Source organism: Actinomadura kijaniata (genome assembly GCF_014138665.1).
Taxonomy (GTDB): Bacteria; Actinomycetota; Actinomycetes; order Streptosporangiales; family Streptosporangiaceae; genus Spirillospora; species Spirillospora kijaniata.
The window spans coordinates 71,743-96,725 of the sequence record NZ_JACJIA010000016.1; the positions used below are offsets into that span (position 1 = coordinate 71,743).

Consider the following 24,983-nt stretch of genomic DNA (forward strand, 5'->3'; position numbering starts at 1 on the left):
AATCGCACTCATCGACCGTTGGGGCACCCGTCGGAAGGAACGCGGCCGTTGCCGGACCCGGGACCGCTTCGAGGCGCGGTGTTGTTCGACCTGGACGACACCCTGTTCGACCACGGCGGGGCGGCGGCGGAGGCGGTCGCGCGCGCCCTGCCGGGGGCCGATCCGGCGCGGTGGGCGCGGCTCACCCAGCAGACGATGGACCGCTACCTGGCGGGTGAGCTGACGTTCGCCGAGCAGCGGCGGGTGCGGGTGCGGGCGTTCGCGCGGGAGTCGGGGCTCGGCGAGTGGGACGACGCGCGGGCCGACACGTGGTTCGCCGGGTACCTGGCGTGCTACGAGGCGGCGTGGCGGCTGTTCCCGGACGTGGGCCCGGCGCTGGCGGAGCTGCGCCGGGCCGGGACGCGGCTGGGCGTGGTGACCAACGGCGACCCCGCGCAGCAGCGCGCCAAGCTGGACCGGCTCGGGCTGGACGCGGTGCTGTCGTGCGTGGTGATCTCGGGCGAGGTCGGCGCCGCCAAGCCGGACCCGGAGATCTTCCGGATCGCGTGCGCGCGGCTGGGGCTGCCGCCGGAGCGGGTCACCTACGTGGGCGACCGGCTGGACGTGGACGCCCTGGCCGCGGAGTCCGCCGGGCTGCGCGGGGTGTGGCTGGACCGTTCCGGGCGGGCGGCCCCGCCGGGGCTCACCGTCGAGCGGATCACCTCGCTGCGCGCCTGTCCAGGTGGTCGATGAGGGCCCACTCCCTGCCCAGGAGGCGGGCGCGCTCGTGTTCGTCCAGGTCCGCCAGGGGGTCGGGCAGGGCCTCGGTCAGCGGGACGTGGACCATCGCGCCGGAGTAGACGCGGCAGTTGGAGCACCAGGACAGGCCGACGCAGCGCTCTCCGCCGCGTTCGGTGCGGTAGGTGTGCGCGCGTGCGGGGAGATGGCAGGCCGCGCACCGCCACCCCTCCGGTGTCTGCTCCTCCCAGGTGCCCCAGGAGAGCTTGCGCCAGCGCCACCGCTCCGCCTCGAACGCGGGCAGCGGCCCGTCGCACACGGCGCAGAAGTAGTGGTGGTCCTTGACGATGTTGAGCTGCCCGCACGCCCCGCACCGCCGGAAGACGTACGCGGCGGTGAACCCGCCGGGGTGCGCCAGCCCGGCGGCCTCCAGGGCCGCGGCGACGGCCGTCCACGAGTCGGGGTCGGGGCAGTAGCCGGTGGACTGGTTGGTGACCTCGACGGCCGCGCCGTCCGCGAACGCGATCTCCCCCGCCGCCAGGACCGGCGCGCCGCCCGCGCACGCCACGTGCTCGCTGCGGCGCGGCGCGAGCAGCAGCGTCCCGTCCAGGGCGACGACGTAGGTGAACGGCTCGTCGGCGTCCCGGTCCTCCAGCCAACCGCGCAGGTCGCCCGGCGAGGCGACCGCGAAGCCCGTCGCCGCGCCGACGTCCCGGCGCAGCTCGGCGGGGCCCACGTAGGGATAGCGGCGCATGGCCTCCACCGTAGGGCCCTTGCCCTCCGACAAGGGACGCGTAAAGTCCGAGTCAGGACTGCGGAGGGAGGAGCGCCCGTGCTGCGCGCGTTCTGCTTCGACACGCTCGGCGTGACCGTCGAGGACCTCTACCTGCGCGACCCCGACCCCGAACTCGGCGGCGACGAACGCGGCGTCCGCGTCGAGCTCCGGCTGCTGGAGCAGCGGCCCTGGCGCGGCTCCGGCAACGCCGCCCAGCGCGTCGTGCTCGACCGGGCGGTGTGGCGCGCCGACTTCCTGGAGTCGGTCGCGGGCGGGCCCGGCACCAAGGACCGCATGCACCACCACCCGGGCATGGTCGACAGCGAGCCCGGCGGCCGGGTGTTCGACGAGGCGCTCACCCGCGACCCGATGGGCTGGCTGCGCGGCATGCTCGACGATGTGACCCCGCTGCTGGAGGCCGCCAAGGTCGACGACGTGGAGCGGCACCGCGCCTCCGCCGGGGCCCTGCGCGCCGCCCTGCACGAGGTGGTCGGGGTGGTGGCGACCACGCTCGGCGAGGTCCGCGCGGGGACCCTGGCGACCGCGCCGCCCCGTTAACCGCCCGGCAGGATGACGGCGCGGCCGTTGACCCGACCTGCGTGCAGGCGTTCGTACGCCGTGGGCGCGTCGTCGATGCCGTAGGTCTCGACACGCACGTCGATCGCCCCGGCGCGCGCCAGGTCCAGCACCTCGATCAGCTCGGCGCGGCTGCCCCAGTACGGCACCCGCACCGCCGCGTCGTAGGCGATGCCCCCGAACCCGAACTTCGCGACCCCGCCGCCGATCCCCACGAGCGCGACCTCCGCCTCGACCCCGGCGACGGCCGTCGCCAGCGCCACGGTCGGCGGGGCTCCCACGAAGTCGAACACCGCCTGCGCGCCGAGCCCGCCGGTCAGCTCGCGGACCGTGGCGGCGGCGCCGGCGTCCGACCGGACGGTCTGGTGCGCGCCGACGTTCCGGGCCAGCTCCAGTTTGTCCTCGGTCACGTCCAGCGCGATCACGCGCGCCGGGCTGAGCGCCCGCAGCAGTTGGATCGCGACATGGCCGAGCCCGCCGGTGCCGATCACCACGGCGGCGCTGCCCGGCACCAGCACCGGCAGCGCCCGCTTGATCGCGTGGTACGGGGTGAGGCCCGCGTCCGTCAGCGGCACGCTGGTCACCGGGTCCAGGTCGCCGAGCGACACCAGGTGCCGGGGGTCGTCGACCAGCAGGTACTCGGCGATCGCGCCGGGCGCCCCCAGCCCCGGCGGATGGATGCCCAGCGCGGCGGCACGCTGGCAGTAGTTCTCCTCTCCCCGGGCGCACCGGGCGCAGGTCCCGCAGCCCCACGGCCCGTACACCGCGACCGGCTCACCGACCGCCAGGCCGGTGACGCCGTCGCCGAGCGCCGCGACCGTGCCCGCGCCCTCGTGCCCGAGGGTCAGCGGCAGCGGGAACGGCACCCGCGGCCAGCCCATCACCGCGATGTCGGAGTGGCAGACGCCCGCCGCGGTCACCTTCAGCAGCACCTGTCCCGGGCCGGGCTCCGGCTCGGGGACCTCCACGACCTCGGGAGCGGCCCCGATCCGCCGATACTGAACGGCCTTCATCGCCCCCTCCTCAGCGCGCCGCGTATCCGCCGTCGACCAGGTGGTAGCCGCCCTGCACGAACGACGCCCGGTCCGACAGCAGGAACGCCGTCATCTCCGCGACCTCCTCGGCCCGGCCGAGCCGCCCCTGCGGGTGCAGCGACACCAGCATCCTGCGCGCGGCGGCGTCGGCCCCGTTCAGCAGCGGGGTGTCGACGAAGCCGGGACCGACCGCGTTGACCCTGATGTTCCGCCCGGCGTACTCCAGCGCCGCGCTCTTGGTGAGACCGACGACGCCGTGCTTGGCGGCCACGTAGGCCGACGCGCCGGGGAAGCCGTTGGTCCCGAGGATCGACGCCATGTTCACGATCGCGCCGCCGCCGTTCTCCAGCATCGCGGGGATCTCGTAGCGCAGCGTGTGGAAGACGCCGGTGAGGTTGATGTCCACGACCCGCCGCCACACCTCCGGGTCCAGCTCGCCGACCGGCGTGGGCGGGACGCTGATCCCGGCGTTGTTGACCGCCAGGTGCAGCCCGCCGAAGGTCTCCACGGTGAACCGCACGGCGTTCGCCACCGACGGGGCGTCGGCGACGTCCAGCGCCACGGCGGCGGCCTCCGCGCCGTCGGTCTCCAGCGCGTTGACGGCCCTCAGCGCGCCCTCCTGGTCGCGGTCGGCGACCACGACGGCCGCTCCCCCGGCGGCCAGCCGCCGCGCGACGGCCAGCCCGATCCCGGAGGCACCCCCGGTGACCAGCGCGACCCTTCCCCCGAACTCCTCGTTCACGACCGTTCCCCTCCGGGCGCGCACGCGCCCAGCAGTGCCTCGAAGGCGCGCTCGACGGCGCCGGGCAGATCCACCGCCCCGGGCGCGTTCCACCAGGCCCGCGCCCCGGTCCGGAACGCCCCCGCCGCCGCGGCCGCCAGCACGGCCGCGCGGACGTCGTCCGCGCCGGTCCGCACCGCGAACACGCGCGCGGTCTCGTCCTCGGCCTCCACGCTGACCTGCCGGTAGACGGCCAGCACCGCGGGCTCCTCGCGGGCGATCCGGAACAGGTCCGGCGCCCCCTCCCGGCGGTGCCAGGCGTCGGGCTCGGCGAGCCAGGCCAGCACGGCGTCGCGGTAGGCGACCAGCGGGGGTTCGTCCGCGGGCCGGTCCGCCAGCGCCTCGTTGATCCGCGCGAAGTCCACCCGCAGCGGCTCGACGAGCGCGTCCTCCTTACCCGTGAAGTGGCGCGAGAACGTCCGCCGCGACACGTCGACCCGGTCGGCGATCTCCTGCACGGTGACCGCGGCGAACCCGCGTTCCCGCACCAGGTCCAGCGCCGCCTCGGCGAGCGCCCGCCGGGTCCGGTTCACCTTGCGTTCCCGACGTCCCTCCACACCCCCACGCTACCGCCGGAATGTCCCATCGGGACAAACGTCCCATCAAGACATATTCAAGGAGTGCCCCGGCCAGCCCCCATGGGCGCACCCTCATCGGCGGAACACAGAACGGCGATGGCACGCCCGCCGACCCTCGATCAGCTCCTTGAGATGCGCGTTAACAGCAACGCGCTCATCCGGATCGCCCTCGCACCAGGCGGCCGGCACGGCGTCCCGTCCCGCCCGTTCCGGGCGGGACCTCACTGGTCGGGCTGGCGGGATTTGAACCCACGACCCCCGGCACCCAAAGCCGGTGCGCTACCAAACTGCGCTACAGCCCGCTCACCGCACGCGTCCGCGCCACGGTGACCCGCCGAAGTCTAGTGCCGATCAGCCGCGAACGCCTCGTCCAACCCGGCATTCCCTCGTCCCGGCCCAGAAGAACACAACCACCCGCGAAAGCCTGTACGCTACGGGATGACGATCGCCGGGCCCTCCCGGACCGATCGACGCGGGCGTAGCTCAATGGTAGAGCCCCAGTCTTCCAAACTGGCTACGCGGGTTCGATTCCCGTCGCCCGCTCCACCATCACCGCAGGTCAGAGGCATGATCATCTCTTGGATGATCATGCCTCAAGATCGTTTGTCACTCATTTGTCACCCGGAACCGGCGTGATCATGTGTTCAACTGCGACACGAATCTGTCCCCGGCGACACCTCCCGGCACCCGAGTTGAACAAGATCCAAAGCCTTCACCGGCCGCCGCCCGCGCAGCGTCGCGGGCCCGGCCACAACAACCCGCCTTGAGCCCCACGTCCGTGAGGCGACTTACAGACGTGGACGGGAATCGACATCGCCCCTGGGCACCTCCCACGCATGGAGGTGGTCAGGGGCAGCTCACCAAGAGCTGCCCCTGACCTCGATCCTTCAGTTGCTCCCGATCGCCTCTGAATGAGCGGTCATGGCCCTTCCCTGTCCGTCAGCCCGGGGGCTGCCGCTCGGCCCCGCTGCGGTGCTCTGCTTCACCGGGTCGGGGTTGGGCCGCGCCGAGGAGGGCGAGAAGGTCGGCCGTCGGAACCCGGTAGCACGTTCCGATGCGGAGGACCCGACACGGGAACCGTTCCTCCTTGGCCAGTTCGTAGGCGTAGGTCCGGGAGAGGCCGAGAGCCTTGGCCGCCGTCATGAGGTCGACGACGCTGGGAAGCTTGGCCAGGTCGGCGTAGCTGAGAGCCTCCATGGGCGTTCTCCGTTCGGATGGTCGATCGTCGAGTCGCAGGTCAGGTGAAGCATCAGCCGCCGTCGCAGGTGCCGTCGCCGTCGTCGAACGGCAGAACGTCGATGTCGGGGACGACATCGGCCAGCGGGGCGGCGTAGCGGGTGAGCCAGACCGGGTCGCGGCCCAGGGCCGCGCGGCGGGTGTTGATCGTGGTTTCCAGGGCGCAGGCGCGTGCGAACAGTTCGGGTTCGTCGCGGCGCATGTCCTGCCAGTTGGTCAGCCGATGGAAGGGGCAGAACCAGCAGGCGCTCTTGGGCGGCACCGGCAGGCCGGCCGAGCGGATGATGCGGGGGCAGTCGGCCCGGCGAACGCCCAGGTCCAGCAGCGGGTAGACGATGTGTTCGTAGGGTTCGCAGCGGCGGTTGTTGGCGCGGTGGATCTCATCCACGCTGATCCCGATGCCGACGGTGGCGGGGTTGGCGGCGCTGGCGCCATGAGCGCGCAGCCATTTGCCGATGACGCGGATTTTGAAGTCGCTGGTGCAGGAGCGGGTGCCCGGTGCGCCGTTGCTCATCCGTACTGGGATCGGGATGGAGCGCGAGCCTTCGCGCATCAGGCGGCCGTACAGGGTCTCGGTGGTGCCGTCGCGGCGGGTGCGGCGCAGCTCGCGCAGGTCCAGGCCGTGGGCGGCGGCGAACGGCGCGGCGTGCCGGCGGAGGTAGGCCAGGGTGGCGGGGTGTTCGGAGTCGTCGCCGACGTTGGCGAACAGGAACGTGGTGAAGGGCACCTCGCCGCGGGTGGCCAGAACCAGAGCGGCGACCGACTGCCAGCCGCCACCGAAGCTGAACGCCCGCAGCGGCCCGCAGGGGACGGGATGTCTTCGGCGTTTGGCGGGGCCGTGGTGGGTGTGAGTGCGGGGCGGCTGGGTGGAGCTGGGGCGGTGGACGGATCGGCGATAGGGATCGGGTGGGTGCATGCCGGGGCCTCCTGGGTGCGAGGTCAGGCCGAGTGGGAGCGTGGTGCGGCGGGGCGGGTGGCGCCGACGTACTGGCGTTCGCGGTAGGGGTTGCCGCTGAACGGGGCGATGCGGACCACGTCGCCGGTCTGAGGGGCATGGAGCATGCGGCCGCCACCCACGTAGATGCCGACGTGGTGAATCGATTCGGGGCGGCGCGGGTTGTGGGCGAAAAACAGCAGGTCGCCGGGCTGAAGCTGGGAGCGGGGCACGTGCGGGCCGTCGTCGTACTGGGCGGCGGCCACGCGGTCGATGCGGACTCCGGCCTGGGCCCAGGCGTACTGGGTCAGCCCTGAGCAGTCGAAGCCCTTGATGTGCGCGCCGTGTTGAATGCCGTAGCTGGGGCCGGAGGGTCCGCCGCCGCCCCAGGAGTAGGGGGTGCCCAGCCAGCGCAACGCGGCCCGTACCGCGACCGCGCCCCGGCCGCTGGCCAGCGCGGTCACCGAGGCGGCGTAGCGTTTGGCCAGGTCCAGGACCTTGCGGACGTACCAGTCGGCGTGGTTGTAGTGCCAGATCGCCCGATAGAGCTGCTTGCCGCCTTTGCCTGCGCCGTTGGCGCACAGGTAGCGGGCGGCGCCGTAGATGGCGTCGTGAGGGTTGTAGCGGTCGGCGCGGCCGTCGTGGTCGGCGTCGACGCCGTAGCTGGCCCAGGTGGCGGCCAGGAACTGCATCGGGCCGCCGGCTCCGGCGTGGTTCTGGCCGGAGTGCACGCCCGGGAGCTGGGAGCGGCCGTGGTCGCTTTCGACCTTGCCGATGGCCGCCAGGATGCTCCAGGACAGGCCCGGGCAGGTGCGGGCGGCGTCCAGGTACCAGCGCAGGTAGGCCGGTGGGATGTCGCGTTTGGCGAACGCGGTGGGAGCGCCCGCCGCCGCGCCCGCGACCGGCGGCCCGCCTCTGGCGGTGATCAGGAAGATCAGCGCCAGAGGCAGGGCGAGCGCGGCGGCGCTCAGGCAGGCGGCGGCCTTCAGCATGCCGCCTGCCCGGGCGGCGGGTTACTCCTGGTCGGTGGGCTCGTCGGTGGTCTGGGCGCCGGTGCGGGCACGGCGTTGGGCGCGGTAGCCGGCGCCCTTCTTGGGCTGCTCGTCGGGCTGGTCATCGGTGGGCATCCCCGGTTCGTGGTGGGGCTGCCGCAGCACCTCGCGGACCGCTTCCCAGGAGTAGCGGAAGTCCTTGCCGGTCTTGAGCGCCGGGATCTGCCCGGCGTTGGCCATCCGGCGCACGGTCTGGGCCGACAGGCCGAGCTTGGCGGCCAGCTCGGCGGTGGTGAGCACGTCGGGATCGCGACCGAGCTGCTCAGGCATCGCGTCTACTCCTGGGATCGGGACCATAGTCGCCTCTCATTGTCGAGGGTGGGTGCCACGGAAGCACGTTCTTGAACTCGATGGCGCTCTGAAAAGTTGTTTGACGTTACTTGCGCTCTGTAATGCTGACACGTACGGTAGCCGCATCGCAACCCACCGGAGCGAAACGGGGTAACCGTATGCATCTGGGACGAATCGAACTCAAGCTGACCTCGCCTCCCCCACCTCCCTCATCCACCGCCGGCGGCCTGGCCGTCGTCGGAGCTCACGGCGGCGCGGGCGCCTCCACCCTGGCCGCGACGCTCGGCCCGTCGGCTCGCGACCTGGGGACGATCCACCCGGGCCTCGCGGTGACGGCGAACGAACCGCTGATCCTGGCCGCACGCGGCACCGTGGCCGCCGCCCGGCACGCCACCGACGCGGTCCGGGTGCTGCACGAAAACGGCGTCTCGGTGGCCGTGCTGGCCGTGATCGGTGACGGGCTTCCCGAGCCGCAGGACGCCACCGCGCGGTTCGTGCTGCTGGAAGGGCTGGTCGGTGGGGTGGTGCGGGTGCCGTTCCTGACCGCGCTGCGGCTGGTGGACGACCCGACACGGGCCGTGCTCTCGCCTCGGGCCCAGCGCGCGCTGAACCAGATCCTCGCTCTGGCCGCCGAGCAGGCTTCCCACGCCTAGGAGAGACCGATGTTCGCCCTCTTCTCGCACCTCCCGAACCTCACCCCATGGATCTGGCAGATCTCCTGGGTGCTTCCCCTCAACAGGAACCCGCCCCCGCTTCCAAAACCGCAGCCGTCCATGACGGTGCCCAACCCCGCCCCGGCGCTTCCGCCCGGCGTCAACGAGAAGGTCGACCTGCTGATCGCCTGGGGCAAGGGCGGAGTGATGGTCTGCGGAGTGGCGGGGCTGCTCTACTGCGCCGGGCAGATGGTCGCCGGACGCAGGAACCGCTCCTCGCTCGCCGTCGACGGCGCGGTCGGCGTCCCCTGGACGCTGGCCGGGTTCAGCCTGGCCGCCACCACCGCCTCGATCGCGGCGGTGTTCCTGTCATGAGAAGCCGAACGCTCCTGATCATGGCGGCGGTCAGCGTGGTGGCCCTCGGCGGCACGGTCACGCTGTTCAACGACCGCGACGACCCGCCTCAGCAGGGCGCCCTTCCCGCTGCGGCGGTGGACCATCGGCTTCAGTCCGCACCCGCCACAGAGTTGGCGGGGGTGAGCTGGCGGGACTTCCACGGCGTTCAGCTCCCCTACTCCGCGACGGACGGGCCGCGCACCATCGATCACGATCGAGTTTGGGGATTCACGCAGACTCCGCTCGGGGCGCTGTTGGCGGCCGTCCATCTGACGGTGCGCAGCGATCCACGGTGGGGCCAGCGAGTCGCCGAGCCCACCATCACCCAGCAGTTCGTCGGCCCCGACGTGGCAGGGCTGATGGCCTCGGTGAACGGCTACCGCCCTCGTGCAGGCTCGGAGGCGCAGCGGGCGTACGTGGTGCTGGAGGGGTTCCGCTGGCAGGGCTTCACCCCTGACGTGGCGAGCCTGGATCTGGTGTCGGCCGGTCCCGGCGACAGCGACCGCACGGTGCGTGCCGCCACCCGCGTCCAGCTCCAGTGGCGCAACGGGGACTGGCGTGTCGTGGCTCCTCTGGCCGGAACCTGGACCAGCGCGGCGGCACCCGTCGACTCGTTGGACGGGTACACCCGCTTCCCTGCCGGAGGGCGCCCATGACGCCTCTGGTCCCCGCGGTACCACCGCCGTGCACCACCGTCCTGGACCCGCAATGCGTGCAGCAGGTGGACAAGGACGACAGCCACCCATGGGGCCCTCCGCCTGGAGAGTTGGCGGCCGACGTCGGCGGCGGAGTGATGAACGAGGCCGCCGAGGCCCTGCAGGATGCGATCACCTGGTTCGTCACCAGGACCGCGACGTGGTGGGTCTCCACCCCCTCCCCGAATCTGGAGCAGGAGCAGTCGGTCCAGATCCTCCAGCGGCTCGTCCAGCCGATCACGATCAGCGTGATGGTGATGATGCTGCTGGTGGTCGCGGCCAAGCTCACCCTGTTCCGGCGCGGAACGCCGCTCATCGACGCCGGAGGCGGACTCGCGGTCCTGGCGGTCGTCACCGTCGCAGGAGCGCTGCTCCCCAACCAGCTCCTGCTCATCGGAGATGCCTGGAGTTCGTGGGTACTGCAGACCGCCGCCCACGGCAGCTTCGAAAGCAAGGTCACCGCGTTGGTGCTCGTGCCGAACGGCACCCCCGCCGCGTTGACGCTGCTGCTGTGCCTGATCGCGCTGTTCGTCGGGATCATCCAGTCGGCGCTGCTGCTGTTGCGGGGTGGCGCGATCATCCTGCTGACCGCGCTGCTTCCGCTGGCGGCGGCCGGGCTGATGACCCCGGCGACCAAGAACTGGTTCAAGAAGGTCACCGGCTGGCTTCTCGCGCTGATCTTCTACAAGCCCGCCGCGGCGGCGGTGTACGCGACCTCGTTCACGCTGATCGGGGACGGCAAGAACCTCCAGGCGGTCCTGTCCGGGCTGGCGATGATGCTGCTCAGCCTGGTCGCGTTCCCGGTGCTACTGCGGTTCTTCACCTGGACCACCGACTCAGTCCAGTCCGGCACCGGCGGGGGCGTCATGTCCAGCGTCTTCAGCGGGCTGACCGCCGTCGGCACCATGCGCGCCTACGGTTTCGGCGCCGTTCCGGGGAATGGTGGTCCGCGCCCGTCCCAGGCCGCCGACCACGCGGACTACCTCAACCAGCAACTCGGTGATCAGCCAGACCCCGCACGGCCGCAGCCCCAGCCGCAGAACCACCAGCCGCCGGCGGACCGGCCCGAGCCCACCGCTTCCGGTTCGGAGCCCGTAAACGGCCTCAACGCCCGCGACCCGCGCCAGGGGAACCGGGTCGACGCCGAGACACCCCCCGGCGACGGGCGAGCCCAGCCCTCCCCTGACATGCCGGTCTTCTCTGACGGGAGCGACCCCATCGGACCGACCGCCGTTCGCACCGCCGACCGCGAACGCCGCCGTGGCAGAGACACACTCCGCTGGCTCGGCAACCCCACCGGCAGCTTCGGCAACGCATCCACCGCCGGAGCCGACGACACGATGGGAGACGGCGGCCATGACTCATGAGGTTCGCACCTACGGTGGTTGGCGACGTCGGCGCGGGATCGGGTTGTTCGATCTGAGCACCAGAGCCACGTTCACCACGTTGGCGATCGTCACCGCGCTCATGGTCATCGCGACCATACGGCCCGACGCCCTGCTCTACCTCGCGCTGCCCGCCGCCCTGCTCGTTGGCCCGTGCCTGATCTGCATCGGCGGAGTCCCGGTCGGACGACTGCTGCTGGCGCGGCTCCGCTGGTGGTGGACGGCCATGCGAGGACGCACGCGTTATCGCGCCGGAATCGTCGTGGACCACCAGCGAGCCTTCCAGCTCCCGGGAGTGTTGGCCGCGCTCACCTTGCTGAGCGCCGAAGACGGCTATGGCGGTCGGTACGGCATCGTGTGGGACCGCCGGGCCGGACTGCTCACCGCCACGCTGCGGGTCGTTCCGGCCTCCACCTGGTTGGCCGACCGTTCCGATGGGGACGCGTGGGTGGCTTCGTGGGGCGGTTGGCTGGCCGGCCTGGGGCATCTGCCCGCCGTGCGATGGGTGAGCGTCACCATCGATACCGCGCCGGAACCCGGCTCCACCCTGGCCGACTCCGTCGAACGCACGATGGATCCTTCCGCCCCGGTCTCTGCGCGCGCCATCCTGAACGAGTTGGTGCGCACCGCACCGGCGGCCGCCGCCGACGTCGACACCCGCGTCTCGATCACCTTCGACCCCAAGGCATCGCCCACCCGGCCGCGCGCTCTCACCGACGCCGTGGCCGAACTCGGGCGGCTGCTGGACGGCTTGGCCTCCCGCCTGGGCGGATGCGGGGTGACGGTGCTGGGCCGCGCGACGGCGGCCGAGATCGCCGGAGCCGTCCGCACCGCCTTCGACCCGCACAGCCGCGGCGAGGTCAACCGGCTGCTCGCCGCCAGCGACGACCCGGACGTACTCGGCTGGTGCGACGCCGGACCGGTCTTCGCCCGCGAACATCCCGACCGCTACGAACACGACGGCGGCGTCAGCGTCTCGTGGGGCTGGCACGAACCGCCCCGGCAGAACGTTCACTCCGACGTCCTGGCCGCCCTCGTCGCTCCCGGGCCCTTCCCCAAGCGCGTCACCCTGCAATACCGGGCGCTTCCCGCCGCGGTGGCCAGCAATGTGGTGCAGCAGGAGGTCAACGCCGCCGCGTTCCGTGCCCAGTTCCGCCGCCGCACCGGCCGCGACGAGACCGCCCGGGACAGTTGGGACACCGCCCGCGCCCGGCAGGCCGCCGCCGAGGAGGCCATGGGCGCCGGAGTGTGCCTGGTGTCGATGTACGCCACCGTCACAGTGACCGACCCCGACCAGCTCGACCGCGCCGTCGCCCAGATCGAGTCGGCCGCCGACACCTCCAAGATCCGGCTGCGCCGCCTGTGGGGCAGCCAGGCCGCCGCCTTCGCCACCTCCCTGCCGTGCGGCGTCTGCCCCGCCGAGCTCGCCCACCGGCTCCCCCGCTGAGAGGCCCCTTGAAACTTCGCGCTCCCACCACCGACCCGCCGTCCGGCATCGAGGCCGAGGCGATGGCCGAACCGATCGCCCCCGCATGGGGATGGAAGCATCGCGACGGCGGCCGTGCCGCCCACGTCGAAGCCGCACCCGAGTTCCAGGCCACCACCAGCCAGATCTGCGGGCTCTACCCGTTCACCGCCGGTTCCGGCACCCCGACCGCCGGAACGCCGATCGGCCGCCACCAGCTATGGGGCGAGGTCGTCTGCCTGGACCCGCTGGCCTGGCAGCGCGCCGGGCTGGTCACCAACCCCGGCGTGTTCGTCCTCGGCCAACCCGGAACCGGCAAGTCCACCCTGGTCAAACGCCTGGTGACCGGTGCGGTCGCCACCGGCACCACGCCGATCGTGCTGGGCGACACCAAGCCCGACTACACCCGGCTGGTCGAGCACCTGGGCGGCCAGGTGATCCGGATCGGCCGCGGCTGCGACCGCATCAACCCGCTCGACGCCGGACCGCTCGCCCACGTGTGGCGCTCGATGAACGGCACCGAGGCCGAAACTCTCCGTTGGGAGGTCCGCTCCCGCCGCCTGTCACTGCTGATGGCGCTGGCGACGTTGGTCCGCGAGGCCCGCATCACCAACGCTGAGGAGGTCGTCCTCGGCCGTGCCATCGACCTGCTCGATGACCGGCTGTCCCACGAGCCCACCGTGCCCGACGTGCTGCGCGTCCTGGAGCAGGGCCCCGCCGAGCTGCGCGCGGTCACCCGCACCGACTCGGTCAAGCTCTACCGGCAGCAGACCCGCGAGTTGGTGTTCACCCTCGACCTCCTCGTGTCGGGGTCGCTGGCCGGCGTCTTCGACGGCCCCACCTCCCGTCCGTTGGACCTGGACGCACCAGCGATCAGCATGGACATCTCCCGTGTCCGCGCCGCCGGGGACAAGCTGCTGACCGCCGCGATGCTGTGCACCTGGGCCTACGCCTTCGGCATGGTCGACGCCAGCGCAGCCCTCACCGAGCCCGGCGGGAGACGCCGCGCCTACCTGGGCGTGATGGACGAGCTGTGGCGGGCGCTGCGCGGCGCACCGGGCCTGGTCGAGCACGCCGACGCCCTCACCCGGCTCAACCGGGCCAAGGGCATGGCCTCGATCATGATCACCCACTCGCTCTCCGACCTGGACGCGCTCTCCACCGAGGAGGACCGCGCCAAGGCCCGTGGCTTCGTCGAACGCTCCGCCATCACGGTGCTGGCCGGGCTGCCACCGCGTGAACTCACCCGCGTTCACGAGATCACTCCGCTCACCGGCCCCGAACAACACCTCGTCGCCTCCTGGTCGGCCCCCGACTCCTGGCAGCCGGGCGTCCGCCATCCTGGGCGCGGCAAGTACCTGATCAAGACCGGTGAACGCCTCGGCATCCCCGTCGAACTGTCGCTGGTAGGACCCGAGGTCGAGCTGTACGACACCGACCAGGCCATCCGGGGTGAGGCATGACCCGCGCTCTCGGGCCCCGTCCCTCGATCTGGAACTCCAGCGCCGCCCCCGGATGGATGGTGCTGATCGGCTGCTGGGTATCGGTCGGCGGCCTGTGGGTGGTGTGGGCCGCCGCCAAGTGCGCCGCGGCACTGACCGGCGGGCGCGTGATGGCGTTCGGCACCGACTTCCTGTTGGCCGTTACGCGCCGTCACACCGACCGCGCCTGGCCCGGCACCCCCACCCCACTCGTCCTGACCTTCCTCTTGGCCCTCGTCGTCGGGCTGACGGCCCTGGTCTGGATCATCTGGCTGCGAATCGCCACCCGTAGACCGACGCCCGGCGACCCGATCGCCGCCCTCGCCGACAACCCTCGCCTGGGCGAGCTGAGCCCGGCGGCCACGGCTTCCAAAGCAATCTCCCTGCGCCGCTCCCTCACCGGCAGCACCCCCGAACGGCTGGACCACGATCAGATCGGCCTGGTGCTCGGCGACGTTCTCCGCCCCGGCGATCGGACCGGGCCGACGCTGTTCACCTCGTGGGAGGACACGGTGGTCGCGTTCATGGCCCCGCGCTCGGGCAAGACCACCACCCAGAGCATCCCGCACGTGCTGTCGGCGCCCGGCCCGGTCATCGCCACCAGCAACAAGGCGGACCTCTGGTCGGCCATCGCCACCGTCCGCGCCGAACGCACCGGCGGCAAGGTCTGGCTGTTCGACCCGCAGCACATCACCTTCCAGTTCCAGGACTGGTGGTGCGACCTGCTCTCCCACCTGACTACCGTCGAGGAGGCCCACCGCTTGGCCGGGCACTTCGTCCTCACCGTCGCCGACGACCAAAAGAAGGACCTGTGGGGACCGGCCGCACAGGATCTGTTGTGCGCGCTGTTCCTGGCCGCCGCCACATCCGGGCGCACCCTGCACCACGTCGCGCACTGGCTGGACGAGCCCGCCGTTCCCACCCCGATCGAGCTCCTCCAGAAAGCCGGATTCAGCTTGCTGGCGTCCTCGCTGAGGGGCACCCAGAACGGTGCGGTGGAGACCCGCGACGGCATCTACCAGACCGCTCGCACCGCCGCCAAATGCCTGCGCGACCAGGAGATCCTCGCCTGGGTCACCCCGCACGACGACCTTCCCGTCTTCGACCCCGACGAGTTCGCCGCCTCCTGCGACACCCTGTACCTGCTGTCCAAGTCGCTGTCGGCGGCGGCTCCGCTGGTCGCCGCGCTCACCGACCTCACCATGCGCGCCGCCGAGCGCCAAGCCGAACAGTCCGGCGGGCGGTTGGACCCGCCGATGGTGGTCGCCCTGGACGAGGCCGCCAACATCTGCCGCATCGCCGACCTGCCCCAGCTCTACTCCCACCTCGGCTCGCGCGGCATCATCCCCGTGACCATCCTCCAGTCCTACGAACAGGGCGTCACCGTCTGGGGCGAGCCCGGCATGGCGGCGCTGTGGGGCGCGGCCACCCGCAAGCTCATCGGCGCGGGCATCGACTCACCCCGCCTGACGAAGGACCTGGCCACCCTCGTCGGTCAGCACGACGTCCCGGTCCGTTCCATCACCTACAGCGACGGTCGCGCCTCCGAACAGATCTCCCTGCGCCGCCAGGAGATCCTGGAGGCCGCCGACATCCGCGCCCTGCCCGCCGGAACCGCGTTGCTGCTGGCCACCGGCACCAAGCCGGCCCTGATCAGGTTGCGCCCCTGGTATCGGGGCCCCCACGCCGCCTCGATCAACAAGGCGATCCAGGCCGCCGACAGCGCCATCGCCGAAGGCGCCCGCCGCCACCACCGCAGGAAAACCGACCTGACCAAGCGCACCGACTGAGCTTCACCTCGCACGACGTCCCCGCACCACCGCACAAGAAAGGCACCACCGCAATGAACTTCACGACCTTCACGCACCTGGAGCAGCAGCCGTGTCCGAACTTCAGAAGGACAGCCAGCCCGTAACCGAGAGCCCCAAACCGCTCTACCCGTCCCTGACGGACTGGGTCACCCGTCACTTCGTGCCGATGTTCCGGCGCACCCTCGGCGGCGAGTTCCGCTGGTGCGCCCAGTGGTGGCGGCACGCCGAGGCCATCTCCCGCCTCCAGTCCCTCTGGTACTCGTGGGAGGCCGCGCGCCTCCAGGGAGCCACCGGCATGGGCCTGTGGTACCGCGACCACCTCGACCACCAGCTCCCGGTGCTGCTCGGTCCGCGCGGCCCCTTCTACCAGTGCACCGAGGACGAGCATCTGGAGGCGCGTCCGGCCCGGCTCGCTCCCGTCCCCGACGGCTGGTGGGACGGGAGTGAAGGTGACCGGCGATGAAAGACCACGTCACCTCCGCCGAGATCGCCCTGGACGCCTACGAGGGAGCCGTCCTTCCGCCCGGCGGCCTCAGCTTCCGCGGTCGTCCGGTCATCACCGAAGCCCTGATCCGCGCACTGCTGGCCGACCTGTCGGTCTACATCACCCACCACGGCCTCGACTTCGACTGGATCTCCCTCCTCACCGCGTCGCAGTCACGGCGAAGTGACCGGGAGATCCGGCAGGAACGCCCGGACGGCGGCTGGCGAGTGAACGACGCGGTCGAAGCGGATCCGGAGCACGCCCGCCCCACCGTGCCCAAGACACGTGGCTACGTCAGCTCCGTTCACCTCTCGTCCGAGGGCGAGGCCGAGTACACCGTCGTTTTCCCCGGTGTCCCCGCCCGGCAGTTCCGCATGGCCTCGGCGGAGTTGCGCACGGCCGAACCGTTCCCCGAGGTGGAGACCTCTCGCGGCACGGTCACCAACGCCGCTGACGCGGAACGGGCGTTCATCAAGGTGGCTGCGCGCGTCCTCCGATCCACCGGCTCCAACGAGGTTCCGTCGTCCGCCGACCTTGTGGATCACGCTCTCCTGGCGGTCGAGCTGGGCAACTGGGCAGGCGTTCCGTCGCGACGCATCCAGCCCGTCCTCATCCCGCAGATCCATCGCGCCATGCAGGGGGCAGCCGCCTCGTCCGAAGCCCCCGCACGACTCGCAGGTCGCGACTTCCCCCGCGATCTGGCCGACGGCATCCCCGAGACCCCGTCCGCCGGACGCTCTCCGGACAGCCGCCCGCAGCCTTCGCCCCGCCACCCCCGCCCCGACCACTGACGACCCGCAACGGAGCGATCTTCATGCCCGAACGCGACAACGTCGACTTCGCCGAATTCGGCCGCCTCGTCCTCCACTCCTACCGCGAACTCATCGATCTCGGGATCGATACCCCGCTCCCCGAAGACGAGCTCATCTCCGACGTTCTGTCCGACCTGATGCACTACTGCTCCCTGCACGGCGTGGACTTCGACCAGGCGCTCGAAACCGCCCGGCTCACCTACGCCGGTGAACGCGCCGAAGAGGGCGTCTTCGCACTCGACTCCCTCGTCCAGCTCACCGGCGAAGCAACGCGCGAAGCCGAACGGGCGCAGTTGCCGGTCCGGGGAACGGTGGCGAACGTCCTGCCCGCCGAGGACGGAGGCCGCGACTACCTCGTCCGTTTCCCCGGCGCGTCCCGCAACGACCGTCTCCGCGCCGACCAGCTCGAACCGGCCCCACCGTTCCGCGCAGTCGGAACCAGCAAGGGGCCGGTCGTCGATCCCGTGCGCGCCGAACGCGTCCTGGCCAACGCCGCCGCCTCCATGCTCTCAGCCACCGAACACGGCCAACTCCCCGACCGCGAGCGCGTCGCCGACTTCAATGCTTTGCTCCCCGCGCTCGCCGAGTGGAGCGGTCTGACCGAAGAGCGCATGGCCGAAGTGCTCGCCCCCAAGTTCAAGGCCGCGGCCGACGCCCTGAAGCTCCCCAGCGGACCCCTATCGACACACCCCGCCCGGCTCGCCGCCGAGGGCTTCCCGAGTTCTCCGGAACCCGCCGACGACCCGACCGTCTCCACCACCCGGCCGAAGACAGCGAAGCCGCGCCCCACCCAGCAGCACAACGCCCCTCGCTGACTTCGCAGGAGAAGAGCATGTCCATCCCGCTGATCCGTCGCACCGCCGAAGAGCTGGCACGCCAGCAGGACCTGCACCAACGTCTCGCCGCCGCCTACTACGCCCTCGAACTCATCGAGAACGCCGTCCAAGAGTTGGCGTTCCTCGACGCGCCTGACCCTCCACCCCGCTGGGCCGCTGTCCAACGGCACGTCGCACACGCGCGGGCGGCGCTGGCCGCGGTGCCGTCCCTGCGCTGGCCGATCACCAGCCCGCCTCCCACCGTCGCGCTGGCCATCGACGACCCCGCCACCGTCACCGGTGAGCTGCTCACTCTCGCCGAAGTCCTGACTATGGCGCTCCTGGAAAGCGCACGCCAGGCGTCGGAACCCCATGACGCGTTCGCCACCCTGCGCGCCACGTTGCGGGTCCACGGGCTGTGCCTGGAACTGCACCGCTCCCGCGCCACCAGCTCAGCGCTTCCCGGAGACAACCATGGATGACCACATCGACTTCGTCACTCGGCAGCTCGAAGCCGCCGACTCCCTTTCCGGGCTGCTGGCAACTTCGTTCATCGGCCTGGAGATGGTCGAACGAGGCACCCTGCTGCTGACCGAGATCGCGCCTCTCCAGACCCGCCCGGCCTATGTCACCGCCTACAACGAGGCGACCCATGCCTCCGGTGCCTTGCTGGAAGCCCCCACGCTCATCTGGCCAAGCAGGGCCGCTTTCGCCAGCGACCGGCACCGCGAACTCGCTGCAACCGTCGCCGACCTGAGCCTGACGGTCTCCCGAGCGCTGCTGAACGCCGTCAACCTGGCCGCTGACCCTGCGGACCGTGTCGCCTGCCTCGGAGCCGTTCGCCACACGGGCTTGGTCTACGCCGCTCTCAGGCAGGTGCCATGAGCAGCAACGGCGATTCCCCGCACACCCAGCAGATCTCCAACGCCAAGCAGGCCCTGACCGCTTACGAACGCGCCTCCCTGCTCGACCCCGACAACACCCCACACCCCCAAGACCCGGACTACCTCCGCGACGTGCTGAGCGCGTTGCTGTGCGACCTGGAGCATCTCGCCACCGTCCACGGCGTCGACTTCGCCCAAGCCGTCGCGACCGGCCACCGGATACACGCCGACGAAGTCGCCGCCGCCCGTATCTACGAGGTCGGCGACCAGGTCCAGATCCGGCTGATCCCCAACCGGCGCGGCACGGTCATCGAGATCGACGAAGCACACGGTGAGTCGCTCTACCTGGTCAAGGTCCCCGGCCTGCCCTACCTCCACCAGGAACGCGCCGTCTCTCTGGAGCCGGCACCGCCGTTCCCTCCGGTCGAAGGTGTCGATCCTCCGGTCACCACCGCCGTGCAGGCGGAAGCCGCCCTGGTGGAAGCGGCGGCGCATATGCGCCCCGGTAGCCCGATGTACTCCAAGTACCAGGGGCAGACCAATCGCCTGCTGGAGGCGTTGAGCGACTGGAGCGGCACCCGCCCCAACGAGCTGCTGCAAGACCTCAGCTCCAAGATCTCGCGACGTGGTGCCGAACTCGAACGGCCCGCACGCCCCACCGGAAATCCAGCCCGGCTCGCCGCCCGTGACTTTCCCCTCGACATCACCGAGGGATTCCCAGCCGACCCCACTTCGCCCGCAGCACCCTCTCGTCCTCAGCGTCACCAAGACGCCGCTCACCCACCTGAAAGAGGCCCTTCTGCATGAGCGACAACACCCACAGCACCAGCCTCGCCGCCATCCTGCGGAACGTCCACGAGGACCTGGCCCACGCCAAGACCGTCATCACCGCGGTCGCCGACCGGCTCCCCGACGGCTACATCCAGCTGGGCCTGGCCGAAGGCGAAGCCGCCGACGCCCTGGCCGTCCTGGCGATGGCCCCCTCCCTGCCGCCGTCGACCTCCACCGACGACACGACGCCTCCCACCACGCCCACCAGCCTGCTGATCAGGTCCTTGGCGGCACTGGCCGACACCACCGACCGCGTCACCCGAGTGCTCATCATCGCCGCCGAGACCGCCGACGATCCCGTGGACACCATGGCCTGCCTCACGGCCGCCCTGCACGCCGGCCGTCTGCGCGACGCGCTCCGGTAGCGGCCGTGGTCACCTTCGGGGAGATGGCCTCGCTCGCTCACCAGCAACTCACCGAGGTCCGCTCGTTCCTCCACCATCCCGACTTCGGCGCGCAGGCGGTCCACCCCGACACCATCGCCGAGGTGGCGCGGCTGTGCCGGGTGCTCGGCCGCTACACCGACCGGATCGCCACCGGGTTCGGCGTCCCCTACACCGACGGTTCCGGTGTGCGGGACGCCGCCCGGCGGACCAGCGTCCTGCTCCGGGACGCCGGTGAAGCTCTCGGTGCACCGCCCGACTCCGAGTTGAACGGCCCTTCGCTGTCGCAACTGCTCCGCGCGACCTCCACCGCCTTGGGCTGCGGGCTGGATCTGTTGTCGACCCACTTCACCGCGGCTGCCCGGGCGGCGGAGACTCCCCTGACACCCACCGCCTCGGTCATCGCCGCGACCGACACCGCCCGATCCCTGCTGCGCATGCTCAGCGAGTACGCCTCCGTGGTCGGTCACGTCGCGCTGCGCGCCAGTCCCGCCGCGCAACCGGCAGCGCTGTCGCTCATCAAGGCCGCTCTCATCACTCACTGCTATGGCCAAGCCGACGACGGCGGCATAGCCGCGATCCCCATCCGCGACGTTCCCGACCGCGTCCGTCCCCAAGAGGGCGAAGACCTTCACCAGGCTCTCGCGGGGATCGACGCCAGCATCCGTCGGCTGAACGCCGTCGAGGAGCCCAGTTCGGTGGCGACCTGGCGCTATCTGGCCAGGGCTGCCGCCGTCACTACCGGGATCAGCCAGTGCCTTGTCGGAACGCTCAGCGTGCGGGCCGAACAGCTCGGCGACCGGGAGACCTCCGCCAACCTGACCAGGGCGGCCCGTTCTCTGGAGCGCGTCGCGGAACGATGGAAAGCCATCGCCCGTCGGTGGCACGACCTCGCCGCCATGCACCACGATCCGGTCAGCACCGCCTCGGTCGACGCCAGCGATCTGCTTCTCCGCCTCGGCAGGCTCACCTACGCCGACCCGTCCTGGACACCCACCCACCGCTCCCGGTTCGCACCGGCGCCTCCCGAACGGCTGGCTCCCTCTCTGCGGGAGGTCAGGCTGATCGGCCTGGCCGCGCTGAAGTCCATCGAGACGTACAACACCATCGCAGCGCAGCACCAGGCCGCCGTAAACGACATCGCCATGCGCGGTCCGCGGCGGGGCCCCGGTTCCTCCCGTCAGCCGAGAGAGCTGAGCAACATGTACAAGAACGTCCAGGTCGCGGGGCAACGCGTTCTCGCCAGGCTCGGTCGCGCCCTGCACGATCTCACGCCTACCGACGAGACAGCCCTCGCTCTCCGACGAGCCGCCGCCCCCGCGCCGGCAGCCCTCGCGAGCAAGGACTTCCCACGCCCGATCACCGAAGCCCTTCAAGCAGCCCCGAGCCCGGCGCCCCAAGCACACACCTCTACGAGAACGACCAGCTACCTCCCCCGCCCCTCATCACAAAGCACATGAAGGACGCCCCGATGAGCAGCGCTTCCGGCCCCCTTCGCCACCCGTCCCACGGCCCCTCCGCTCCTGCGTTACCGCGCGGCACGCACACCACAGCGATCAAGGTCGTCGCGTGCGCGTTGGCCCTTCTGATCATGGCTCTCGCCGTGCTCGGCGGAGTCGGGTCGTTCACCACCGTGCGGACCGTGGCGCAGCCGTGGTTCGGCGAGCTGGCCTGGATCGTCCCCATCGGCATGGACGTGGGCATCCTGGCTCTGCTCGCCTGGGACCTGCTGATGGAGTACTTCGGCCTGCCCTGGCCGGTACTGCGCTGGGTCGCCTGGTGCTACATCGCCGCAACGGTCGCCGTGAACGTCGTCGCGGCAGGCGGAGACCCGACCGGAAGCGTGCTGCACGCGGCGATGCCGATCCTGTTCATCACCGCCGTCGAAGGTGTCCGGCACCTGATCCGGCGCTGGGTCGGACTGACCACCGGCACCCGGACCGAGCGCATCCCGACCCGCCGCTGGGCGCTCGCACCGTTCTCCACGGCGATGCTGTGGCGGCGGATGGCGCTGTGGCAGATCACCACCTACCGCGAAGCCCTCGACCTGGAGTATCGGTATCTGCTCGCGGTCTCGGGCATGGCGCAGCAGTACGGCCGATTCGCGTGGCGGTGGCGAGCTCCCCTTACCGAGCGCCTGGCTCTACGGCTGCTCCCAGCCCAGTCCAGGCTCGGTTTCCCGCTCCTCCTGACGGCAGCCGAGAACGGCGACCGCGCCAAGCGACCGCATCGTCCCGACTGGCTGGAAGAGGACCTCCTCGACGCGGCGGAACAGGTCCTCACCGAAGCGCATCGGCAGGGACTGCGTCTCACCCGCGCCGAGTTCGGCGGGCGCCTCCGCGACCGGGGCTTCGCGATCGCCAACGAGCGACTGGGCGAACTCCGCGCGATCGCGCTCGCCCACATGGAAGCCAACCCCGGACACACGCCCACGTAACCCCCGACCATCAAAGTTCTTTACCTTCAAACCCATCAATCACCGTTGACATCACGACCGCCGACACCGCAACGTCTTCTCATTAACTTTAGTTGATGGACTCCGCGTCCGTCGGCAAGCATCAACCGGAGGTGACCCCCATGTCGTCGCTCGCCACGACGCCTCGCACCGAATCGCAGGAGCGACAGGCACACCTGATGCGACTACGACACGAACTGACCGAGCTCGGAGCACGCGTCCGGGTTCGCCGGGCACGAAGTGGTCGCTGGAAGCTCCGCCTCTACTGGCGAGGCTGGAGCACGACCGTGATGTGCGCGGGCGCCGAGGGCACCTACGCCTACGTCACCACGCACGGCCAGCTACTGGGACCGACCGGCGACGTCCGCTACATAGCCCGCCGCCTGCTCTGGATGCTGGAGCGGCACCAGCGATGACCGTTCCGCCTTCCCCTGCCGACCACGATGCGGACGATCCCCGCGTCCGGGAACAGCAGCGCCAACTCGCCGTTCTGCAGCAGGCCGTCGAATACCGGACCAGCGAGCTTCATCAGGGCCGGTTGCCTTGGACGACCTGGCTGAAGCAGGCCGACCTGCACGGACGCTACGGCTTCGCCAACACACTGCTGGTCCCGCTGCAACGTGCCACGGCGACCGAGGTCCGCACCTACGACGAGTGGAAGCGGCACGGACGGCAGGTCCGTAAGGGCGAGCACGGCATCCGGATCATCTCGGGGCGCGGCACCGTGTACTCGGTGTTCGACCGAGCGCAGACCGACGGCCCCGACCTCGACCATCCCGGTGAGGGGAAACCCGGCACCTCGCCCACCCCCGAGAGCGCTCTGGAGCGGTTGGTCCGCCTGGCGGAACGCCTGGACCTGTACATCGACCGCGGAGCCACCTGGACCTACCTGGGAGACCCCACCCGCCGGATCGTCATCCCCGACGGAATGGACGCGAGCACGGCGAGCACATTGCTGGCCCACCAGTTCGCCCACGTCCTCCAGGCCGGAGAACGGCCTGACCCGCAGGAGAACGCGCCTTGCCAGGGCACACGACGGGTCCGAGCCGACTCAATCGCCTATCTGGTTCTGGCCAGGTTGGGGATCGACACGGAGCGGCTCTCCTTCCCGCCCGTTCCGTCCTGGGCAGGAAAAGACCCTCGTTCGCTCCCCCTCGCCGCCGTCCGGAGCGTCGGAACCCAGGTCCTCAAGACTGCTGAACGCATCCGCAAGCAACTGGACACCGTTCCGTCCACCCCAGCACCCTCGCCTCCCAAACCAAGAGTTCCTGCGACAACAGCCAGTCCCCCACCAACGCCTCCCCCGAAGAAGCCGAAGCCGCCCTCCCCTTCGCGTGAGGTCATCAACGCCCTGGCCGCCGCGCATGCGTTCTTCCAAACCCAGAGACAGAACAGTTGGGTGCCCGGCTACCTGGCCGTTCGCGGGTTCCCTGACGACGTTCACCACTTCTGGGAAACCGGCTACGCGCCCAAGGCCGGCCAAGCGCTGGTCGCGCATCTCAGAGCCTTGGGCTTCACGGATGCGGTACTCGAAGAAGCGGGTCTCGTACGCCGTGCCGATGGCACGCTCTCCGCCCTGTTCATCGACCGGCTGATCCTGCCCCTGCGGGAGGCGGACGGGACCGTGGTCGGCTTCATCGGCCGCCGCTCCGACGCCGCCCGAGGGCCCAAGTACCTCAACACCCCGGCCACATCTGTGTTCCAAAAGAGCCAGACGTTGTTCGGTCTGTTCGAGGGCCGTGACCGTCTCGCCGCAGGGGCTCGGCCCTTGATCGTCGAAGGGCCGTTGGACGTTCTCGCCGTCCATTCCGCGCAGCCGGACGGTTATGTCGCCCTCGCTCCCTGCGGCACCGCACTCACCGCCGACCATCTGGAGCAACTGGCGCGACATGCCCCTCTAGACCAGGTGGGCATCGTGCTGGCCTTCGATGGCGACAGCGCCGGGCAACGAGCGGTGCGACGCTGCTGGTCGCTCCTCCGCGAGGTCAGCGGTCCGGTCGAAGCCGTCGTTCTCCCTGAAGGTCAGGACCCTGCGGACCTCTTGCGCCACGGGGGTGCCAAACTTGTACTCGACTCATTACATTCAGTAGTACAGCTTGCTGACCTGGTGGTTGACGCAGAGGTCGCACGAGCCGGAGGAAAGCTCGACCTCGCCGAAAGAAGGTTGGCGGCGCTCCATGCCACCGCCAACCTCATCGCCCGCATGTCTCCCGGCCAAGCCGCCCGCCAGGTGGCCCGCGTCGCCGCCGCCACCGGCCTCCCCCCAGCGGAGGTAACCCACGCCGTCGCCACCGCGGTCAGCCCCAACGTCCCCCCGGCGAGCACCACGGCAGCCGAGGACTTCCCCGAGCCACTCCACATAGTCCCGCAAACCTCCTACACCCCCGCAGCCAAAGCGAAGACCACCCCTCGCAACACGGCATCCCGGCACCCGTCCCCCTGACGGTTCCAACGCACAG

Annotated in this window: 28 protein-coding genes and 2 tRNA genes; 21 read left to right on the forward strand and 9 right to left on the reverse strand. The window is 70.9% G+C overall.

Annotation, left to right across the window (positions count from 1 at the left end):
* Window positions 1-78: 78 nt before the first annotated feature.
* Entirely contained in the window at window positions 79-732 is a 654-nt protein-coding gene (locus HNR61_RS40415) for an HAD family hydrolase (RefSeq protein ID WP_312898329.1), read from the forward strand.
* Here the strand turns inward: HNR61_RS40415 and HNR61_RS47060 are convergent.
* Window positions 698-1,471, reverse strand: coding sequence for a hypothetical protein (locus HNR61_RS47060; protein WP_220510374.1), 774 nt, complete (start codon window positions 1,469-1,471; stop codon window positions 698-700). The two genes, HNR61_RS40415 and HNR61_RS47060, sit on opposite strands and share 35 nt — an antisense overlap.
* A gap of 78 nt (window positions 1,472-1,549) precedes the next feature.
* Here HNR61_RS47060 and HNR61_RS40425 point away from each other — a divergent pair, with 78 nt between their 5' ends.
* Window positions 1,550-2,050 carry a hypothetical protein gene (locus tag HNR61_RS40425; RefSeq protein WP_182848429.1) on the forward strand — a complete coding sequence of 167 codons (501 nt, stop codon included), beginning with the start codon at window positions 1,550-1,552 and terminating at the stop codon, window positions 2,048-2,050.
* On the opposite strand, the gene HNR61_RS40430 is transcribed toward HNR61_RS40425, so the two are convergent.
* The 4 genes from HNR61_RS40430 to HNR61_RS40445 form a co-directional block, all read right to left on the reverse strand.
* A complete protein-coding gene (locus HNR61_RS40430) occupies window positions 2,047-3,081 on the reverse strand; it encodes an NAD(P)-dependent alcohol dehydrogenase (RefSeq protein ID WP_182848430.1) in 1,035 nt (344 codons plus the stop codon). The genes HNR61_RS40425 and HNR61_RS40430 overlap by 4 nt on opposite strands.
* A gap of 10 nt (window positions 3,082-3,091) precedes the next feature.
* Entirely contained in the window at window positions 3,092-3,844 is a 753-nt protein-coding gene (locus tag HNR61_RS40435) for an SDR family NAD(P)-dependent oxidoreductase (RefSeq protein ID WP_182848431.1), read from the reverse strand.
* Entirely contained in the window at window positions 3,841-4,440 is a 600-nt protein-coding gene (locus HNR61_RS40440) for a TetR/AcrR family transcriptional regulator (protein WP_182848432.1), read from the reverse strand. Before HNR61_RS40440 ends, HNR61_RS40435 begins: the two co-directional genes overlap by 4 nt.
* Window positions 4,441-4,686: 246 nt before the next feature.
* A tRNA-Pro gene (locus HNR61_RS40445) sits at window positions 4,687-4,763 on the reverse strand.
* A gap of 170 nt (window positions 4,764-4,933) precedes the next feature.
* Between HNR61_RS40445 and HNR61_RS40450 the strand changes: the two genes are divergently transcribed.
* Window positions 4,934-5,007 (forward strand) — tRNA-Gly (locus HNR61_RS40450).
* Window positions 5,008-5,400: 393 nt separating this feature from the next.
* On the opposite strand, the gene HNR61_RS40455 is transcribed toward HNR61_RS40450, so the two are convergent.
* From HNR61_RS40455 to HNR61_RS40470, 4 genes are read right to left on the reverse strand one after another with little or no spacing between them, the layout of a single operon-like run.
* Complete coding sequence (locus HNR61_RS40455) at window positions 5,401-5,658, reverse strand: helix-turn-helix domain-containing protein (RefSeq protein ID WP_182848433.1); 258 nt, start codon at window positions 5,656-5,658, stop codon at window positions 5,401-5,403.
* A 52-nt stretch (window positions 5,659-5,710) separates the two neighbouring features.
* On the reverse strand, window positions 5,711-6,613 hold the full coding sequence (locus tag HNR61_RS40460; protein ID WP_220510375.1) for a phosphoadenosine phosphosulfate reductase: 903 nt from the start codon (window positions 6,611-6,613) through the stop codon (window positions 5,711-5,713).
* Between the two features lie 23 nt (window positions 6,614-6,636).
* On the reverse strand, window positions 6,637-7,623 hold the full coding sequence (locus HNR61_RS40465) for a C40 family peptidase (protein ID WP_182848434.1): 987 nt from the start codon (window positions 7,621-7,623) through the stop codon (window positions 6,637-6,639).
* A gap of 21 nt (window positions 7,624-7,644) precedes the next feature.
* Window positions 7,645-7,953 (reverse strand): helix-turn-helix domain-containing protein, encoded by a 309-nt coding sequence (locus HNR61_RS40470; RefSeq protein ID WP_182848435.1) that lies wholly within the window; start codon window positions 7,951-7,953, stop codon window positions 7,645-7,647.
* Window positions 7,954-8,132: 179 nt separating this feature from the next.
* Here HNR61_RS40470 and HNR61_RS40475 point away from each other — a divergent pair, with 179 nt between their 5' ends.
* The 18 genes from HNR61_RS40475 to HNR61_RS40560 all read left to right on the forward strand — a co-directional run bounded on the left by HNR61_RS40475 (window position 8,133) and on the right by HNR61_RS40560 (window position 24,967).
* A complete protein-coding gene (locus HNR61_RS40475; protein WP_182848436.1) occupies window positions 8,133-8,627 on the forward strand; it encodes a hypothetical protein in 495 nt (164 codons plus the stop codon).
* 9 nt (window positions 8,628-8,636) lie between these two features.
* On the forward strand, window positions 8,637-9,002 hold the full coding sequence (locus HNR61_RS40480; protein ID WP_220510376.1) for a hypothetical protein: 366 nt from the start codon (window positions 8,637-8,639) through the stop codon (window positions 9,000-9,002).
* A 20-nt stretch (window positions 9,003-9,022) separates the two neighbouring features.
* Entirely contained in the window at window positions 9,023-9,679 is a 657-nt protein-coding gene (locus HNR61_RS40485; protein ID WP_182848437.1) for a DUF8175 domain-containg protein, read from the forward strand.
* Window positions 9,676-11,085, forward strand: coding sequence for a hypothetical protein (locus HNR61_RS40490; protein ID WP_182848438.1), 1,410 nt, complete (start codon window positions 9,676-9,678; stop codon window positions 11,083-11,085). Before HNR61_RS40485 ends, HNR61_RS40490 begins: the two co-directional genes overlap by 4 nt.
* The gene (locus tag HNR61_RS40495; protein ID WP_182848439.1) at window positions 11,075-12,550 is read left to right on the forward strand and encodes an SCO6880 family protein; all 1,476 of its coding nucleotides are present in this window, start codon (window positions 11,075-11,077) and stop codon (window positions 12,548-12,550) included. Before HNR61_RS40490 ends, HNR61_RS40495 begins: the two co-directional genes overlap by 11 nt.
* Window positions 12,551-12,558: 8 nt before the next feature.
* Window positions 12,559-14,031 carry a putative type IV secretion/conjugal transfer ATPase gene (locus HNR61_RS40500; RefSeq protein WP_246444834.1) on the forward strand — a complete coding sequence of 491 codons (1,473 nt, stop codon included), beginning with the start codon at window positions 12,559-12,561 and terminating at the stop codon, window positions 14,029-14,031.
* Window positions 14,028-15,839, forward strand: coding sequence for a type IV secretory system conjugative DNA transfer family protein (locus tag HNR61_RS40505; RefSeq protein WP_182848440.1), 1,812 nt, complete (start codon window positions 14,028-14,030; stop codon window positions 15,837-15,839). Before HNR61_RS40500 ends, HNR61_RS40505 begins: the two co-directional genes overlap by 4 nt.
* A 91-nt stretch (window positions 15,840-15,930) precedes the next feature.
* Window positions 15,931-16,323 carry a DUF4913 domain-containing protein gene (locus tag HNR61_RS40510; protein ID WP_182848441.1) on the forward strand — a complete coding sequence of 131 codons (393 nt, stop codon included), beginning with the start codon at window positions 15,931-15,933 and terminating at the stop codon, window positions 16,321-16,323.
* Window positions 16,320-17,135 carry a hypothetical protein gene (locus HNR61_RS40515; RefSeq protein WP_182848442.1) on the forward strand — a complete coding sequence of 272 codons (816 nt, stop codon included), beginning with the start codon at window positions 16,320-16,322 and terminating at the stop codon, window positions 17,133-17,135. The genes HNR61_RS40510 and HNR61_RS40515 overlap by 4 nt, the downstream gene beginning before the upstream one ends.
* Before the next feature lie 23 nt (window positions 17,136-17,158).
* The gene (locus tag HNR61_RS40520) at window positions 17,159-17,971 is read left to right on the forward strand and encodes a hypothetical protein (protein WP_182848443.1); all 813 of its coding nucleotides are present in this window, start codon (window positions 17,159-17,161) and stop codon (window positions 17,969-17,971) included.
* Window positions 17,972-17,988: 17 nt separating this feature from the next.
* Window positions 17,989-18,453: a hypothetical protein gene (locus tag HNR61_RS40525; protein ID WP_182848444.1), complete on the forward strand. Its 465-nt coding sequence runs from the start codon at window positions 17,989-17,991 to the stop codon at window positions 18,451-18,453.
* On the forward strand, window positions 18,446-18,856 hold the full coding sequence (locus HNR61_RS40530; protein ID WP_182848445.1) for a hypothetical protein: 411 nt from the start codon (window positions 18,446-18,448) through the stop codon (window positions 18,854-18,856). The genes HNR61_RS40525 and HNR61_RS40530 overlap by 8 nt, the downstream gene beginning before the upstream one ends.
* Window positions 18,853-19,662, forward strand: coding sequence for a hypothetical protein (locus HNR61_RS40535; RefSeq protein WP_182848446.1), 810 nt, complete (start codon window positions 18,853-18,855; stop codon window positions 19,660-19,662). Before HNR61_RS40530 ends, HNR61_RS40535 begins: the two co-directional genes overlap by 4 nt.
* A complete protein-coding gene (locus HNR61_RS40540) occupies window positions 19,659-20,051 on the forward strand; it encodes a hypothetical protein (protein ID WP_182848447.1) in 393 nt (130 codons plus the stop codon). Before HNR61_RS40535 ends, HNR61_RS40540 begins: the two co-directional genes overlap by 4 nt.
* A 5-nt stretch (window positions 20,052-20,056) precedes the next feature.
* Window positions 20,057-21,529 carry a hypothetical protein gene (locus HNR61_RS40545; protein WP_182848448.1) on the forward strand — a complete coding sequence of 491 codons (1,473 nt, stop codon included), beginning with the start codon at window positions 20,057-20,059 and terminating at the stop codon, window positions 21,527-21,529.
* 11 nt (window positions 21,530-21,540) lie between these two features.
* Complete coding sequence (locus tag HNR61_RS40550; RefSeq protein WP_182848449.1) at window positions 21,541-22,506, forward strand: DUF2637 domain-containing protein; 966 nt, start codon at window positions 21,541-21,543, stop codon at window positions 22,504-22,506.
* Between the two features lie 197 nt (window positions 22,507-22,703).
* Window positions 22,704-22,940, forward strand: a complete 237-nt coding sequence (locus HNR61_RS40555) for a hypothetical protein (protein WP_182848450.1) — start codon at window positions 22,704-22,706, stop codon at window positions 22,938-22,940.
* Window positions 22,937-24,967 (forward strand): toprim domain-containing protein, encoded by a 2,031-nt coding sequence (locus HNR61_RS40560; RefSeq protein WP_182848451.1) that lies wholly within the window; start codon window positions 22,937-22,939, stop codon window positions 24,965-24,967. The genes HNR61_RS40555 and HNR61_RS40560 overlap by 4 nt, the downstream gene beginning before the upstream one ends.
* Window positions 24,968-24,983: the final 16 nt, after the last annotated feature.